Origin of the sequence: Streptomyces sp. NPDC101225 (assembly GCF_044767585.1) — a bacterium.
Taxonomy (GTDB): Bacteria; Actinomycetota; Actinomycetes; order Streptomycetales; family Streptomycetaceae; genus Streptomyces.
In genome coordinates, this window is record NZ_JBIWOE010000007.1 from 249,971 (window position 1) to 263,352 (window position 13,382).

14 protein-coding genes are annotated in these 13,382 nt (G+C 73.3%); 6 read left to right on the top strand and 8 right to left on the bottom strand.

The genetic code is table 11. From position 1 onward, the window contains the following. Position 1: 1 nt before the first annotated feature. From ACIRPX_RS13405 to ACIRPX_RS13425, 5 genes are read right to left on the bottom strand one after another with little or no spacing between them, the layout of a single operon-like run. Complete coding sequence (locus tag ACIRPX_RS13405; RefSeq protein ID WP_404192686.1) at positions 2-742, bottom strand: bifunctional DNA primase/polymerase; 741 nt, start codon at positions 740-742, stop codon at positions 2-4. Between the two features lie 38 nt (positions 743-780). Continuing rightward, positions 781-1,431 (bottom strand): TetR/AcrR family transcriptional regulator, encoded by a 651-nt coding sequence (locus ACIRPX_RS13410; protein ID WP_404192689.1) that lies wholly within the window; start codon positions 1,429-1,431, stop codon positions 781-783. Between the two features lie 24 nt (positions 1,432-1,455). Further along, entirely contained in the window at positions 1,456-2,451 is a 996-nt protein-coding gene (locus tag ACIRPX_RS13415) for a small ribosomal subunit Rsm22 family protein (protein WP_404192692.1), read from the bottom strand. Positions 2,452-2,498: 47 nt separating this feature from the next. Further along, positions 2,499-3,674, bottom strand: a complete 1,176-nt coding sequence (locus ACIRPX_RS13420) for a serine hydrolase domain-containing protein (protein WP_404192695.1) — start codon at positions 3,672-3,674, stop codon at positions 2,499-2,501. After that, the gene (locus tag ACIRPX_RS13425; RefSeq protein WP_404192698.1) at positions 3,626-4,924 is read right to left on the bottom strand and encodes a multidrug effflux MFS transporter; all 1,299 of its coding nucleotides are present in this window, start codon (positions 4,922-4,924) and stop codon (positions 3,626-3,628) included. Before ACIRPX_RS13425 ends, ACIRPX_RS13420 begins: the two co-directional genes overlap by 49 nt. 84 nt (positions 4,925-5,008) lie before the next feature. On the opposite strand from ACIRPX_RS13425, the gene ACIRPX_RS13430 reads away from it, so the two are divergent. Further along, positions 5,009-6,019, top strand: a complete 1,011-nt coding sequence (locus ACIRPX_RS13430; protein ID WP_404192701.1) for a Gfo/Idh/MocA family oxidoreductase — start codon at positions 5,009-5,011, stop codon at positions 6,017-6,019. 60 nt (positions 6,020-6,079) lie between these two features. Beyond that, on the top strand, positions 6,080-6,850 hold the full coding sequence (locus tag ACIRPX_RS13435; RefSeq protein WP_404192704.1) for an SDR family oxidoreductase: 771 nt from the start codon (positions 6,080-6,082) through the stop codon (positions 6,848-6,850). A gap of 242 nt (positions 6,851-7,092) precedes the next feature. On the opposite strand, the gene ACIRPX_RS13440 is transcribed toward ACIRPX_RS13435, so the two are convergent. Continuing rightward, positions 7,093-8,244: a D-alanyl-D-alanine carboxypeptidase family protein gene (locus ACIRPX_RS13440; RefSeq protein WP_404192706.1), complete on the bottom strand. Its 1,152-nt coding sequence runs from the start codon at positions 8,242-8,244 to the stop codon at positions 7,093-7,095. Between the two features lie 200 nt (positions 8,245-8,444). On the opposite strand from ACIRPX_RS13440, the gene ACIRPX_RS13445 reads away from it, so the two are divergent. Both ACIRPX_RS13445 and ACIRPX_RS13450 read left to right on the top strand, forming a co-directional pair. Continuing rightward, a complete protein-coding gene (locus ACIRPX_RS13445; RefSeq protein WP_404192708.1) occupies positions 8,445-9,914 on the top strand; it encodes an ABC transporter permease in 1,470 nt (489 codons plus the stop codon). Positions 9,915-10,011: 97 nt separating this feature from the next. After that, complete coding sequence (locus ACIRPX_RS13450; RefSeq protein WP_404192711.1) at positions 10,012-10,737, top strand: ABC transporter ATP-binding protein; 726 nt, start codon at positions 10,012-10,014, stop codon at positions 10,735-10,737. A 22-nt stretch (positions 10,738-10,759) separates the two neighbouring features. Here the strand turns inward: ACIRPX_RS13450 and ACIRPX_RS13455 are convergent, their stop codons facing one another. Together ACIRPX_RS13455 and ACIRPX_RS13460 are read right to left on the bottom strand one after the other, a co-directional pair. Next, a complete protein-coding gene (locus tag ACIRPX_RS13455) occupies positions 10,760-11,740 on the bottom strand; it encodes an aldo/keto reductase (RefSeq protein WP_404192713.1) in 981 nt (326 codons plus the stop codon). Between the two features lie 101 nt (positions 11,741-11,841). Continuing rightward, entirely contained in the window at positions 11,842-12,168 is a 327-nt protein-coding gene (locus ACIRPX_RS13460; RefSeq protein WP_404192715.1) for a nuclear transport factor 2 family protein, read from the bottom strand. 129 nt (positions 12,169-12,297) lie between these two features. Here ACIRPX_RS13460 and ACIRPX_RS13465 point away from each other — a divergent pair, with 129 nt between their 5' ends. Both ACIRPX_RS13465 and ACIRPX_RS13470 read left to right on the top strand, forming a co-directional pair. Then, positions 12,298-12,864: a DoxX family protein gene (locus tag ACIRPX_RS13465; protein ID WP_404192717.1), complete on the top strand. Its 567-nt coding sequence runs from the start codon at positions 12,298-12,300 to the stop codon at positions 12,862-12,864. Between the two features lie 54 nt (positions 12,865-12,918). Next, on the top strand, positions 12,919-13,329 hold the full coding sequence (locus tag ACIRPX_RS13470) for a MazG-like family protein (protein WP_404192720.1): 411 nt from the start codon (positions 12,919-12,921) through the stop codon (positions 13,327-13,329). Positions 13,330-13,382: the final 53 nt, after the last annotated feature.

Genomic DNA, 13,382 nt, shown 5'->3' on the forward strand with positions numbered 1-13,382 from the left:
GTCAGTGGCGCAGCGGCCAGGCCGCGCCCACGTGGTCGCTCTCCTCGCCGGCGTGCCGGGCGCACTCGTCGGTGAGGATCTCCAGCAGGCTCAGAGGGTCCGGCAGCGGATGCTCCGGGCCGCGCACCCAGTGCACGGTCGTGCCGTCGTCACCGGGCAGCCGGGCGGGCGGTACGAGGACGTAGGACCCGCGGCAGTGCCAGCGCAGCCCGGGGTGCTCGTCCATCGTCTCGGGGTGGCAGTCCAGCTCGCAGGGCCACCACTCGTCCTCGTCCTCGGGGGTGCCGCGGGTGAGGGTGAAGAAGAGGAGCCGGCCGTCGTCGCTCTCCGCGACGGGGCCGACCTCGATGCCGGAGGCGAGCAGCCGCATGAGCGCCGGCCGGCCCGCCTGCAGGGGGACGTCCAGCACGTCGTGCACCATGCCGGTCGCGGTGATGAAGTTGGCGCGCGGCTGGTGCCGGGCCCAGCGCTCGATCTGCGCGCGGTCGGTGGTCGACTGCGTCTGCCAGGCGAACGAGACGGGGTGGCGGGCCGGGGTGGGACAGCCCACACGGTCGCAGGAGCATCCGTAGCCGGGGGCGGGATGCGCGGCGGGGGCGAGCGGCAGGCCCGCTTCGGCGGCGGCCACCAGCAGGGCCTCACGGCCGCCGTCGTCGGCGCCGTCCTCCTTCGGGCGGCGTCCGCGCAGCCACTGGGAGAGTTTGCCCTGCCGGCCGGTGCGGCCGCCGAACTCCGCGCTCATCTATCTCCTCGCCTTGCCGTCGTGCGGACCAGCATGCCCTATGGTCCCACCGGACCGCGCCCGGGGGTGCCAGAAGGGACATCCCGGGTACGGGGGGCGAGACCGTGCAGGGCGTACTCGACGAGGGTGTCGGTGTACTGGTGGGAGATCGGTCCCGTGTGCTGGAGCCGGCGCTGGGCGAGGGGGGAGACGAAGAGCTCCAGGGCGATGCGCGGGTCGACCTCGGGGCGCACCTCGCCGGCCCGCTGGGCGGAGCGCAGGCGGTCGGCGTACCGCCGCAGCGAGGGTTCGAGGAGCTTGGCCACGACCTCCCGGCCGAGCCGTTCGTCGAGCAGGCCCTCGGCGGCCAGGGCCCGGGAGGGCACCTCGAATCGGGGGTCCTTGAGCCGGTCGACGGTGATCCGCAGCACGGCCTTGAGATCGGCCGCGAGATCGCCCGTGTCCGGGACGGCGTACGGCTCCTGGCCCGCCCGTGTGCTGAGGTCCAGGAACGCCTCCAGCAGGACGTCCGCCTTGGACCCCCACCACCGGTAGATCGTCTGCTTGCCGACGCCGGCCCGGGCGGCGATGCCCTCGACGGTCGTCCTCGGGTAGCCGATCTCGGCGACCAGGGCGAGGGCCGCGTCGTAGATCGCGCGGCGGGACCTCGCGCTGCGGCGGGTGGCGTCGGGGGCGGGCTTGTCGACCATGGTGCGACGGTATCGTTCCGCGGCCTACGGCTCCTGCGCGTACGGCGGCCAGGCGTCGCCCCAGTCCGCGTCCCGTGCCGCCTTGTACAGGCCGCCGTGGCGCTTGGTCACCGTCGAGCGGCGCAGCCGCCCGTCCCGCTCGCACAGCTCCAGCAGGACCTGCCCCTTGCGGATCTGCGGCCGCCGGACGACGCGGGAGGCCGCGGGTCCGGCCGGGAGCCGAGTGGCGGCCACGTAGCTGAACTTCTCGTCCTCGTAGGGCAGGGAACCGCCCTTGACCTGCCGGTGCAGGGAGGAGCGGCTGACCCGGGCCGAGAAGTGGCACCAGTCCTCGCCGGCCACGATCGGGCAGGCCGCGCTGTGCGGACAGGGCGCGGCGATGCGGAAGCCGGCCGCGATCAGCCGGTCGCGGGCCTCGATGACACGGCCGTAGCCAGCGGGGGTGCCGGCCTCGACGACCACGACGGCCCGGGCGGCGGACGCGGCGGCGTCCACGAGCGCGGCGCGGTCCGCCTCGGTCAGCTCGTTGAGCACGTAGGACACGGTCACCAGATCGGTGTCGCCGAGGGCGAGTTCCCCGCCGATCCGCGCACGCCGCCAGGCGGCCTGCTCCAGGGCCGGGTTGGCGGCCGCGATCTCCCGGCCGAGGGCGAGCGCGGGTTCGGCCCAGTCCAGCACGGTGACGCCGCGCCCGCCGGACCAGGTGGCGCTGACGGCCCAGGTCGCGGCCCCCGTGCCGCCGCCGACGTCCACATGGCTGCCCGGCGCCCAGTCCGGCACCGCGTCGGCGAACGCCGCCAGCGCGGCCCGCACCGCCTCGAACGTCGCCGGCATCCGGTAGGCGGCGTAGGCGGCCACGTCCGCCCGGTCGCGCAGGATCGGGGCGTCGGTGGGCGTGGCCCCGCGATAGTGGCTGATCAGCCGCTCGACGGCCTGCGCGGCCCGCTTGGGCGGAAGTCCGTCGAGGAGGGTGGCGAGGGCGGTGCGCAGGGTCGCGGCCGGGGAGGCGGGGGCGTTCACCGGGCGATTATTTCAGCCTGTCCGGTGTGCGGGACGCCCGCACGGCGCTACACCGGGCGGACCGCCCGGGCCATCCAGGTCGCCGCGGCGGCGCGGGGCCTGCTGTCCGCCCGCCGCCGTACGGGATGGACGGTGTTCGCCAGCAGCACCAGGAACGTCCCGGTCGCGGGGTCCAGCACCAGGGACGTCCCGGTGAACCCCGTGTGCCCCGCGGCCCCGTGCCCGGCCAGTTCGCCCATGAACCACGGCTGGTCGATCGCGAACCCCAGCCCCGGAGGGGTCAGCAGCAGTTCCACGAAGTCCGCGCCGAGGATGCGGGCGGGACCGTAGGAGCCGCCGGCGAGCAGTGTGCGGCAGAACACGGCGAGGTCCCCGCCGGTCGAGAACATGCCCGCGTGGCCCGCGATCCCGCCGAGCGCCCACGCGTTCTCGTCGTGGACGACGCCGCGCACCATCCCCCGGTCGACCTTGGCCCACGGCCGGCGCTGGTCCTCGGTCGCGGCCGCGCCGGGACAGGGTCCGAAGTCGGTGGAGAGCATGCCCAGCGGCCGGGTGATCCCGTCGTGGATCAGGACGTCCAGCGTGCGGCCGGTGCAGCGCTCCAGGACGAACTGGAGCAGCAGGAGGTTGAGGTCGGAGTAGGTGTACGCGCCGGGCACGCCCACCGGTTTCTCCGCGCGTAGCATCGCGAGCCGCTCGACGTCGTCCGCGCAGCCGTGGAGCGGGAGTTCGGGGCGCAGCCCGGAGGTGTGGGTGAGCAGCTGCCGCACGGTGATGCCGTACCGGGAGGCCGCGGCGAACTCCGGCAGGTACGCGCCGACCCGGGCGTCGATGCCGAGGGTGCCGCGCTCGATCTGCTGCACCGCGGCGACCGCGGTGAACAGCTTGGTGAGGGAGGCCAGGTCGAAGGGGGTGTCGACGGTCATGGGGACCCGTGCCCCGGCGGGCAGTTCGACCCCTCGGTCGCGTTCGGCGTCGTAGGCGGAGTACCGCACGGCCCAGCCCGCCGCCTCCTCGACGGCGATCACCGGGCCGCGGCCGGCGACCACGACGGTGCCCGCGGCCCAGGGCCGCTCACCGGTGGTGAGGTCGTGGACCTCCTGGACGAGGTGGCGGAGTTCGCCGGGGTCGAGGCCCGCCCGTTCGGGGCTGTCCCTGCGCAGTCTTGGTGCGCTCAGCTCTCTGCTCCCTCCGCGTTCGCACGCCCCTTCCGAGGACGGCACATTCCCATGAAGCAGGCCAGCGCCACCAGTGCTGCCGCCAGTTGGACGACCGCCATCGGGACGGCGGTGTGCTCCCCGGCGATCCCGACGAGCGGGGAGGCGACGGCGCCGATGAGGAACGAGGACGTGCCGAGCAGCGCGGACGCGGACCCGGCGGCGTGCCTGGTGCGCATCAGGGCCAGGGCCTGGGCGTTCGGCAGCGTCATCCCCATCGCGGACATCAGGACGAACAGGGCGGCGGCGACGGGCGCCAGGCCGGCCGTGCCGAGGACGCCGGTGGACATCAGCAGCAGGGCGGTCGCGGCGGCGGTGACGAGGGCCAGTCCGAGGCCCAGCACCCGTTCCAGGCGGACCCGGCCCACCAGCACCTTGCCGTTGATCTGGCCGACCGCGACGAGCCCGAGCGAGTTCAGGCCGAAGAGCAGGCTGAAGGTCTGCGGGGAGGCGCCGTAGATCTCCTGGATCACGAAGGGCGAGGCCGCGATGTAGGCGAACAGGGACGCGAAGGCGAAGCCGCCCGTGAGCATGAACCCGGTGAAGGGGAGGTCGGCGAGCAGGCGGCGCATGGCGTGCAGGGCCTCACCCGCTCCCCCGGCGTGCCGCTCGGCCTCGGGCAGGGTCTCCGGCAGTTTCGCCCACACCAGCGCGGTCAGCGCCGCGCCGACGAGGGTGAGCACCGCGAAGACGCCCCGCCAGTCCGTCACGCGCAGGATCTGCCCGCCGATCAGCGGCGCGACGATCGGGGCGACCCCGCTGATCAGCATGAGGGTGGAGAAGAAGCGGGCCATCACGACACCGTCGTACAGGTCCCGGACCACGGCCCGCGCGATGACGATGCCCGCCGCGCCCGCCAGTCCCTGCGCCAGCCGGAAGGCGACCAGCACCTCGACGGTCGGCGCGAACGCGCACAGCACGGTCGAGACGACGTAGGCGACGAGGCCGGTCAGCAGCGGGCGGCGGCGGCCCCACCGGTCGCTCATCGGGCCGGCCACCAGCTGCCCGAGCGCCATGCCGAGCAGGCAGGCGGTGAGCGTGAGCTGCACGGTGGCGGCGGGCGCGTGCAGGGAACCGGTGACCTCCGGGAGCGAGGGGAGGTACATGTCCATCGCCAGCGGGGGTGTGGCGGTGAGACCGCCGAGGATCAGGGTGACGAGCAGTCCGGTGCGGCGGACGGCGGGAGCGGCCGGTTCGCCGTCCGCTCCCGCCGCCCGCCGTACGTGTGCCGTCGGGGCCCCCTGCTCGGCCGTCATGCGTCCCTCCCTCTCCGAGTCGTCCGCAACCTATGCTCTCAGCTCGTACACAGTGCCGAATGCCATACGAGGGCGGGGTCCGTGATGACGGCGGAGAGACTGCGGTGGGGGATCCTCGCGACGGGCGGGATCGCCGCCGCGTTCACGGCGGATCTGATCGACCTGCCGGACGCGGAGGTCGTCGCGGTGGCCTCGCGGACCCAGGCGTCGGCGGACGCGTTCGCGGAGCGGTTCGGGATCGGGCGGGCGTACGGCGACTGGGCCGCGCTCGCCGAGGACGCGGACATCGATGTCGTGTACGTCGCCACCCCGCACTCGGCGCACCGCGAGGCCGCGGGCCTGTGCCTGCGGGCCGGGCGCAACGTGCTGTGCGAGAAGGCGTTCACGCTCAACGCGCGCGAGGCCGGGGAGCTGGTCGCGCTGGCGCGGGAGCGCGGGAGCTTCCTGATGGAGGCCATGTGGATGTACTGCCATCCCCTCGTACGGCGTCTGAAGGACCTCGTCGACGACGGGGCGATCGGTGAAGTGCGCAGTGTGCAGGCCGACTTCGGGCTGGCCGGGCCGTTCCCTCCCACCCACCGGCTGCGCGACCCCGCGCAGGGCGGCGGCTCGCTGCTCGACCTCGGTGTCTACCCGGTGTCGTTCGCGCAGCTGCTGCTCGGTGAGCCGACGGACGTGGCGGCGCGGGCGGTGCTCTCCGAGGAGGGCGTCGACCTGCAGACCGGCGCCCTGCTCGGGTTCGGCGGCGGCGCGCTCGCCTCGGTGCACTGCTCGATCGTCGGCGGCACGGCCACCTCGGCGTCGGTCACCGGCTCCGCGGGCCGCATCGACGTTCCGCACGGCTTCTTCTTCCCGGACCGCTTCGTGCTGCACCGCGACGGCCGTGACCCCGAGGAGTTCGCGGCCGCCCCCGCCGACGGGCCCCGCAACAGCCTCCGGCACGAGGCGCGGGAGGTGATGCGTGCCCTGCGGGCCGGGGAGACCGAGTCGCCGCTGGTGCCGCTCGACGGCACCCTGGCGGTGATGCGGACGCTGGACGCGATACGGGACCGGATCGGCGTCCGCTACCCGGGCGAGGCCGTCGCAGCGGCCTGAGCACCCGGACGGCGGACACCGCCGTCCCGCCCGCCGGGCTCTCGCCTACGCTGCGGGGCCATGAATGCCATGCAGACGCAAGAGCAGCCGAGGACCGCGGTCGTGACCGGTGCCGGCTCCGGCATCGGACGGGCGGTCGCCGTGGAGTTGCTGCGGGCGGGCTGGTCGGTGGCGCTCGCGGGACGGCGCCCGGCGACGCTGGAGGAGACGGCTGCCCTCGTGCCCGGCGCGGCGGCCGTCACCGTGCGCACCGACGTCTCGCGGCCGGAGGAGGTGGACGCGCTCTTCGCCGCCGCCGTCGAGCGGTTCGGACGGGTGGACCTGCTGTTCAACAACGCGGGGACCTTCGGCCCCGGCGGGGTGCCGGTCGAGGAACTGCCCTACGACGCCTGGCGGCATGTGGTGGACACCAACCTCAACGGGGCGTTCCTGTGCGCGCAGGCGGCCTACCGGCAGATGAAGGAGCAGCACCCGCAGGGCGGCCGGATCATCAACAACGGCTCCATCTCGGCGCATACGCCCCGGCCGCGGTCCGTGGCCTACACGGCGACCAAGCACGCACTGACCGGACTGACCAAGGCGCTGTCGCTGGACGGGCGGCCGTACGGCATCGCGGTCGGGCAGATCGACATCGGCAACGCGGCGACCGACATGACCTCCCGGATGCAGACCGGAGCGCTGCAGGCCAACGGTGAGATCGCGCCCGAGCCGGTGATGGACGTCGCCGACGTGGCGCGCACGGTGCGGCACATGGCCGAGCTGCCGCTGGCGGCGAATGTGCAGTTCGCGACCGTCCTGGCCACCGCGATGCCGTACGTGGGGCGCGGCTGACCGTCGCGCGCCGGTGCTCAACTCATCAACTTGCACAAACGGAATCTGAACATCCGGACCATAGCGGCCGGTCGGAGGCTTATGCTCGAATCTCCTCCACGGGAGCTTCACACTTGGAGGGCCCTCGTTCCGAAGGCCGAACCGAGGGGGGGAGACGGCAGCCGTTCCACCGCGCCGGGTGGGGGTGGATCTCGCGTGGGACCGCGAGAGAAGCACCGGCGGGTGGAGCGGCTGCCGCATGCTCAGGCCGTGTGCCGACCGCCGGTCCCCCGCAGCCGCCTGCGCAGTGCCCACACCCCGCCCGCCAGCAGGACGACCGTGCTGCCCGCGCCCTCCAGCAGCCGCCAGGCGGACGGGCTGCCGGACGGCGTGCCCGGCGCCCCGGCCGCGGCCCGGACCGTCGCGCGCGTGGGCTTCGCCGGCCCCCCGCCCTCGCTGAGCGGCTCGACCAGCGTGCCCACCGCCTTGGCCGAACTCCCCTTGCCGAAGCCCCAGTCCAGCAGCGCGGCGGTCTCCCGGTAGACGGCGTTGTAGCCGCTCGTGGGATGCATGACCGTGACCAGCAGGGTCCGGCCGCCGCGGGTGGCGGCGCCGGTGAAGGTGTTGCCCGCGTGGCTGGTGAACCCGTTCTTGACCCCGATCAGCCCGTCGTACGTCTTCAGGCCCCAGGCGCCGGTGAGCAGGCGGTCGGTGTTCTGGATCTGGAAGGTCTTGCCGCCGCCGGCCGGGAAGTCGGCCGTGCGGGTGTGGCAGTACGCGCGGAAGTCGGCGTTCCGCAGCCCGTGCCGGGCGAACAGGGTGAGGTCGTAGGCCGAGGACAGCTGGCCCTTGTGGTCGAAGCCGTCGGGGCTGACGACATGGGTGTCCAGCGCCTGGAGGTCCGCGGCCCCGGCCTGCATCTCGGCGACCGTCTTCGCCACTCCGCCGTTCATGTGGGCGAGCACGTGCACGGCGTCGTTGCCCGAGCGCAGGAAGACGCCCTGCCACAGCTGCTCGACGGTGTAGGTGATCCCGGGCCTGATCCCGACCAGGCTGGAGCCCGCGGGGATGTCGGCCAGGTCGGCCGCGGTCACCTTGTGCCGGTCGGTGCGGTGGAACTTCCTCAGCACCGTGTCGGCGAAGAGCATCTTCAGCGTGGAGGCGGGAGCCAGGCGCCGGTGCGCGCCGAAGGAGGCGAGCACCTCCCCGCTGTCGCCGTCGGCGACGATCCAGGCGCGCGCGGTGAGTTTCTCCGGCAGACCTGTGACACCGCTCACCTGAATTCCCTTGCGGGCGAGTCGCGCACCGCCGACGACGGTGGAAGTCAGGGCGGAAGCGGGGGCCGCCGCGGCGAGCGGAACGGCGGCGGCCAGGCCGAGAGCGGCACGCCGCGTCGGCGGAGAGAGATCGCGCATTCCGGGACCGTACACCGCACCTCACAGGACCTGTCTGGCAGTAGGCCCTGTGGAGCATAAGAATTGCCTGTCTTACGGAATTCTGACCAGGAACCCGGCTTTCTCAGCTCCGGCACACCTTTTACTCAGTCCCGCTCAAAGGTTTCTCCCTAGCTTGTGGCAGCGCCCACGGAGGGCGCCAAGAACCTTCGAGGAACGGGATGTTTGGCATCTATCTCAAGCGCGAACTGGGCCGGAGAAAGAAGGCGGCCCTGGTCATCGCACTGGGTCTGGCGCTCGGTATCGCTCTGGTCATCACCGTCGACTCGGTGTCGGCCGGCATGACCCAGGCGCAGGACAAGGTCCTCAAGTCGCTCTACGGCCTCGGCACCGACATGACGGTGACCAAGGCGCGGTCGGCTCCCACAGCGGGCAGCTCCCAGGGCCCGAACTTCAAGTTCGACGCGAAGTCGAGCAGCAAGAGCAAGCAGAGCTCGGACCGCGTCATGACACAGGGCGGTCAGGCCCTGTCGTCCTCGCTGGTCGGCAAGGTCGCCGCGCAGCGGGGCGTGTCCGCCGCGGTCGGCGCGATCGCCCTGAACGTCACCAAGGTCGACGGCTCCTTCACCCAGGGCAAGGCCAAGACGTCCACCACCGGCTCCGCCCAGCAGGGCGGCCCCGGCGGCGGCAGCGGCGGCGGCAGCGGACAGCCGCAGGTCCAGGGCGGCGGCGCCTCCTTCGACGTCAACGCCTACTCGGTGGCCGGCGTCGACGTCACCGACCAGGGCCTCGGCCCGCTGGCCACGTCGAAGATCACCTCGGGCAGGACCTTCACGGCCGCGCAGACCGACGCCAAGGTCGCGGTGGTCAGCAAGTCCTACGCCAAGTCGAAGAAGTACAAGGTCGGTTCGACCTTCAAGGTCTCCGGCACCAAGTACACCGTCATCGGCATCGCGACACCCGACAGCAGCGAGTCGACCACCGACGTGTTCCTGCCGCTGAAGCAGGCGCAGACCCTGGCCGACTCGAAGAACAAGGTCACCACGATCTACGTCAAGGCGACCGACTCGCAGCAGATCGCCGCGGTCAAGAAGACGATCCAGAAGAACATCTCCGGTACGACGGTCACCACCTCCGCCGACCTCGCCTCCACGGTCTCCGGCTCGCTGTCGACCGCCTCGAACCTGGCGACCAGCGTGGGCAAGTGGCTGTCGATCGCGGTGCTGGCCGCCGCCTTCCTGGTGGCCGCGCTGCTCACCTCCGCCGCCGTCTCCCGCCGGGTGCGTGAGTTCGGCACCCTGAAGGCGCTCGGCTGGCCGAGCCGCAAGGTGACCCGGCAGGTCGTCGGCGAGTCCATCGTCAACGGCCTGATCGGCGGCGCCCTCGGGATCGCCCTCGGCCTCGCGGCCGCCTACGCGGTCACCGCCATCAGCCCGAGGCTGACCGCACAGCTGGGCAGCACCGGCGGCGGTGGCGGCATGGGCGGTCCCGGTGGCGGCCCGGGCGGCGGCGGTCCCGGCGGGCAGTCCGCCTCCAGCACCATGGAGATCGCCCTCTCCGCCCCCGTCTCCCTCACCACCATCGGGCTCGCGGTGGCCCTGGCGGTCGCCGGCGGTCTGATCGCCGGCGCGATGGGCGGCTGGCGCGCCTCCCGGATGCGCCCGGCGGACGCGCTGCGCAGCGTCTCGTGACGCCCGCCCCCTGATCCGGGGCGCCGCCTCCGTTCCCCCCGGGACGCGGCGCCCCACCCCTGCTCCCCTCACGCCTGCTTCCCTCACGGAGAAACCCATGTACAGACTCACCGGCGTCACCAAGCGCTACACGCGGGGCAAGGAGACGGTGGAGGCGCTGCGCGGCATCGACCTCGCCATCGACGACGGCGACCAGCTCGTCATCCAGGGCCCCACCGGCGGCGGCAAGTCCACGCTGCTGCAGATGATCGGCGGCCTGGACCGGCCGACCGAGGGCAGCGTCGAACTGGACGGGGTGGACCTCGCCCGTATCGGCGAGGCGAAGCTGACCCGGCTGCGGGCCGAGAAGATCGGCATCATCTTCCAGTCGTTCAACCTCATCCCGACGCTGACCGCGCAGGAGAATGTCGAGACGGCACTCGTGCCCCTCGGGGTGAAGCCGGCCGAGCGCCGCGAGCGCGCCGCCGAGGCCCTGCGCTCCGTCGGCCTCGGCGAGCGCCTCGGCCACGCGCCCTCCGAGCTCTCCGGCGGCCAGCAGCAGCGTGTCGCGATCGCCCGCGCGCTGGTCAAGAAGCCGAAGGTGCTGCTCGCCGACGAGCCCACCGGCAACCTCGACGAGGGCACCCGCGACGACATCATGGGCCTGCTGGAGGGGCTGTGGCACGAGTACCGGCTGACCTTCGTCATGGTCACCCACGACTCGTCCATCGCCCGCCGCGCACCGCGCCTGGCGACCATCGAGGCGGGGCGGCTGACGCTGACGGAGCGGCAGGCCCACGGCGAGCGGCAGCAGTACGCCCGGTCCGGCGACCAGGGCTACTGAGCCGCGGGCCGGCAGGGGCCGTTCACCGCTGCAGCAGCCGGTCGATCTCGGCCAGCTGCGCCGCGGTGAGCGGCCCCTTGGCGATCGCCCGGGCGTTCTGCTCGGCCTGGGCCACCGAGCGGAAGCCCGGGATCGGGATCGTGCGCGGGCTGCGGGCCCAGATCCAGCCGAGGGCGCCCTGGGCGAGCGTGCGGCCGCCGCTGGTGAGGACGGAGCGGACCGCGTCGACGCGGGCCAGCCAGCCGGGGTCGGCTCCGGTGCCCTCGCCGAAGCCCGGCAGCCAGGCCGGCGGCCTGCTGCGGATGTCGCCGGCCTCCAGCCGGTCCCGGCGCCGGCCGGCCAGCAGCCCCATCGCCAGCGGGCTGCGGTTGACGCTCGCGAGGTCCGCCTCCTCGCACAGGGCGAGCATGCCGGGGGCGTCCTGGAAGACGTTGAGGGCGTGCTGCACGGCCGTGCAGTGGGTGCCCTCGGCGAAGACCGCGGCGCGGGCGGGGTCGTCGGTGCTCCACGCGTAGGCGCGGATCAGCCCCTCCCCGACCAACTCCTCGCAGGCGTCGCGGAGTCGGGCGGCCTGCTCGGGGTGGGCGTCGGAGAGGTGCAGCTGGTACAGGTCGACGTGGTCGGTGCCGAGCCGGGCGAGCGAGGCGGTGAGCGCGGCGCGGACGTGCGCCACGGAGGCGTCCTGGCCCTGGGCGGTGCGCGTGCGCTCGTCGAAGACGTTGCCCCACTTGGTGGCCACGACCACGTCCGCGCGCCGCTTGCCGAGCGCCCGGCCCAGTACCCGCTCGCTGTGTCCGGTCCCGTAGGCGTCGGCGGTGTCGAAGAAGGTCACGCCGAGGTCGAGGGCACGCCGGATCGCCCGTACGGACTCCTCGTCGTCGACCTTGCCCCAGCCCAGTGGCCGTCCGTCCGGGTCGGACCACTCACCGCCGATCGCCCAGCAGCCGAAGCCGAGCGGGCTGACGTCGATACCGCTGCGTCCGAGAGTTCTCTTCGTCTCCATGCCCGCAGACGCTAGGAGTTGGAGTGCACGCGAGGACAAGCCCTCGCGGGACGCCGCGCGCGGATCACCCGGGGCGTGCCGCACACGTCCTGGGCCACGTCCTAGGCCTGCCCGGTCTCGAAGCGGGAGATCCGGCCGTCGTCGTCGACCGTGAAGCTCCAGCGGGTGCGCATCTCGCCCCAGGTGTCGTTGCGGTAGTGGGCGAGGAGGGCGCGGCCGCCCTGGGACTCGTTGTCGACGTCCATGTGGCCGTTGGAGGAGAAGATCTCCCGGTCGATCCACTCGGTGAGTTCGCGGTCGGAGCCGTCGTCCGACATGGTGGCGTGCTCCGCGAGGAGGGAGAGGAAGCCGTCGCGGTCATGGGCGTTGACGGCGGTGACGAAGGCGCGGACGGCCGGATCGCTGAGTTTGGCTGGCTGAATCGTCATGGCAGTCAGACTCACACCGCGCGCGGGGGGCCGCCACCCGAACGGCGGCGCGGGCGGGTAGGGGGGTGGGGGAGGTGCGACGGTGGGACGCGGAGGGGACTGTTCCTGTCGCCTGTTCCGGGAGAGACCATGAGCTGTGACGACCGGCGTGATCTGGGGCTGCTGCTGCTCCGGCTGAGTACGGGCGGCGTGCTGGCGGCGCACGGCGCGCAGAAGCTGTTCGGCTGGTTCGGCGGGCACGGGCTGGAGGGGACCGGCCGGTACATGGAGTCCGTCGGCTACGCGCCGGGCCGGGCGAGCGCGACCGCGGCGGGACTCGCGGAGACCGGCGGCGGCGTGCTGCTGGCGGTGGGCCTCGCGACCCCGGCGGCGGGCGCGGCGGCGGCCGGCGCGATGGTGGGCGCGTCCGCGGTGCACGCCCCCAACGGCTTCTTCGCCATGGAGGGCGGCTACGAGTACGCCGCCTCCCTGACGCTCGCCGCCACCGGTCTCGCGATCACGGGCCCCGGCCGCCTCTCCCTCGACCACGCGCTCGGCCATGTCCTGGACCGCGGCTGGATGGTCCCGGCGGCCCTCGGCGTGACGGCCGCCGCCACGGCCCTGGTCGTGGGCGCCCGCAACAAGAGGCTGCGGAAGGGGGAGCGGGACGAGCAGCAGGCGCTGTTCGAGGAGGACGAGGCGCTGCCCAAGGAGTGAGGGGTGCGGAGCGGGCCCCGTTCAGGAGGTGACCGGGCGGGGCAGGCTGCGCCCATGACCGATCAGCCCGCTTCCTCCTCCCCCTGCCCTTCGGACCTCTGGTCCACCATCGACGATCTGTGGACCTGGCTGGACGGCCACCGCCCCCACGACGGCCGGGAGGCTCTGCTCCTGCGCATGCTCAAGCTGTCGGAGGAGGTCGGCGAGGTCGCACAGGCGGTGATCGGGGCGACGGGCCAGAACCCGCGCAAGGGGGTGACGCACTCCTGGCAGGACGTGCAGGGCGAGCTCTGCGACGTCGTGATCACCGCACTGGTCGCGCTGCGCACCCTCACCCCGGAGGCCCGCGAGGTCTTCACGCGGCATCTGGCGAGGGTCGCCGCACGCTCCCTGGAACCGTCCGCCGCCGGCAACCGACCGTCCGATCGCGGGGATTGGGCCGCGGGCCCGGGTCCTGGATACTGACGCCGTGGCCGACCGACCACGGCATGCGGGACCTCCGGGGGCTGACATGGTGG

Coding starts and splice junctions, on each gene's coding strand:
- ACIRPX_RS13470 (WP_404192720.1), top strand. CDS start 12,919: ATGACCGATCAGCCCGCTTCCTCCTCCCCCTGCCCTTCGGACCTCTGG.
- ACIRPX_RS13430 (WP_404192701.1), top strand. CDS start 5,009: ATGACGGCGGAGAGACTGCGGTGGGGGATCCTCGCGACGGGCGGGATC.
- ACIRPX_RS13465 (WP_404192717.1), top strand. CDS start 12,298: ATGAGCTGTGACGACCGGCGTGATCTGGGGCTGCTGCTGCTCCGGCTG.
- ACIRPX_RS13440 (WP_404192706.1), bottom strand. CDS start 8,244: ATGCGCGATCTCTCTCCGCCGACGCGGCGTGCCGCTCTCGGCCTGGCC.
- ACIRPX_RS13450 (WP_404192711.1), top strand. CDS start 10,012: ATGTACAGACTCACCGGCGTCACCAAGCGCTACACGCGGGGCAAGGAG.
- ACIRPX_RS13445 (WP_404192708.1), top strand. CDS start 8,445: ATGTTTGGCATCTATCTCAAGCGCGAACTGGGCCGGAGAAAGAAGGCG.
- ACIRPX_RS13460 (WP_404192715.1), bottom strand. CDS start 12,168: ATGACGATTCAGCCAGCCAAACTCAGCGATCCGGCCGTCCGCGCCTTC.
- ACIRPX_RS13435 (WP_404192704.1), top strand. CDS start 6,080: ATGAATGCCATGCAGACGCAAGAGCAGCCGAGGACCGCGGTCGTGACC.
- ACIRPX_RS13410 (WP_404192689.1), bottom strand. CDS start 1,431: ATGGTCGACAAGCCCGCCCCCGACGCCACCCGCCGCAGCGCGAGGTCC.
- ACIRPX_RS13425 (WP_404192698.1), bottom strand. CDS start 4,924: ATGACGGCCGAGCAGGGGGCCCCGACGGCACACGTACGGCGGGCGGCG.
- ACIRPX_RS13455 (WP_404192713.1), bottom strand. CDS start 11,740: ATGGAGACGAAGAGAACTCTCGGACGCAGCGGTATCGACGTCAGCCCG.
- ACIRPX_RS13405 (WP_404192686.1), bottom strand. CDS start 742: ATGAGCGCGGAGTTCGGCGGCCGCACCGGCCGGCAGGGCAAACTCTCC.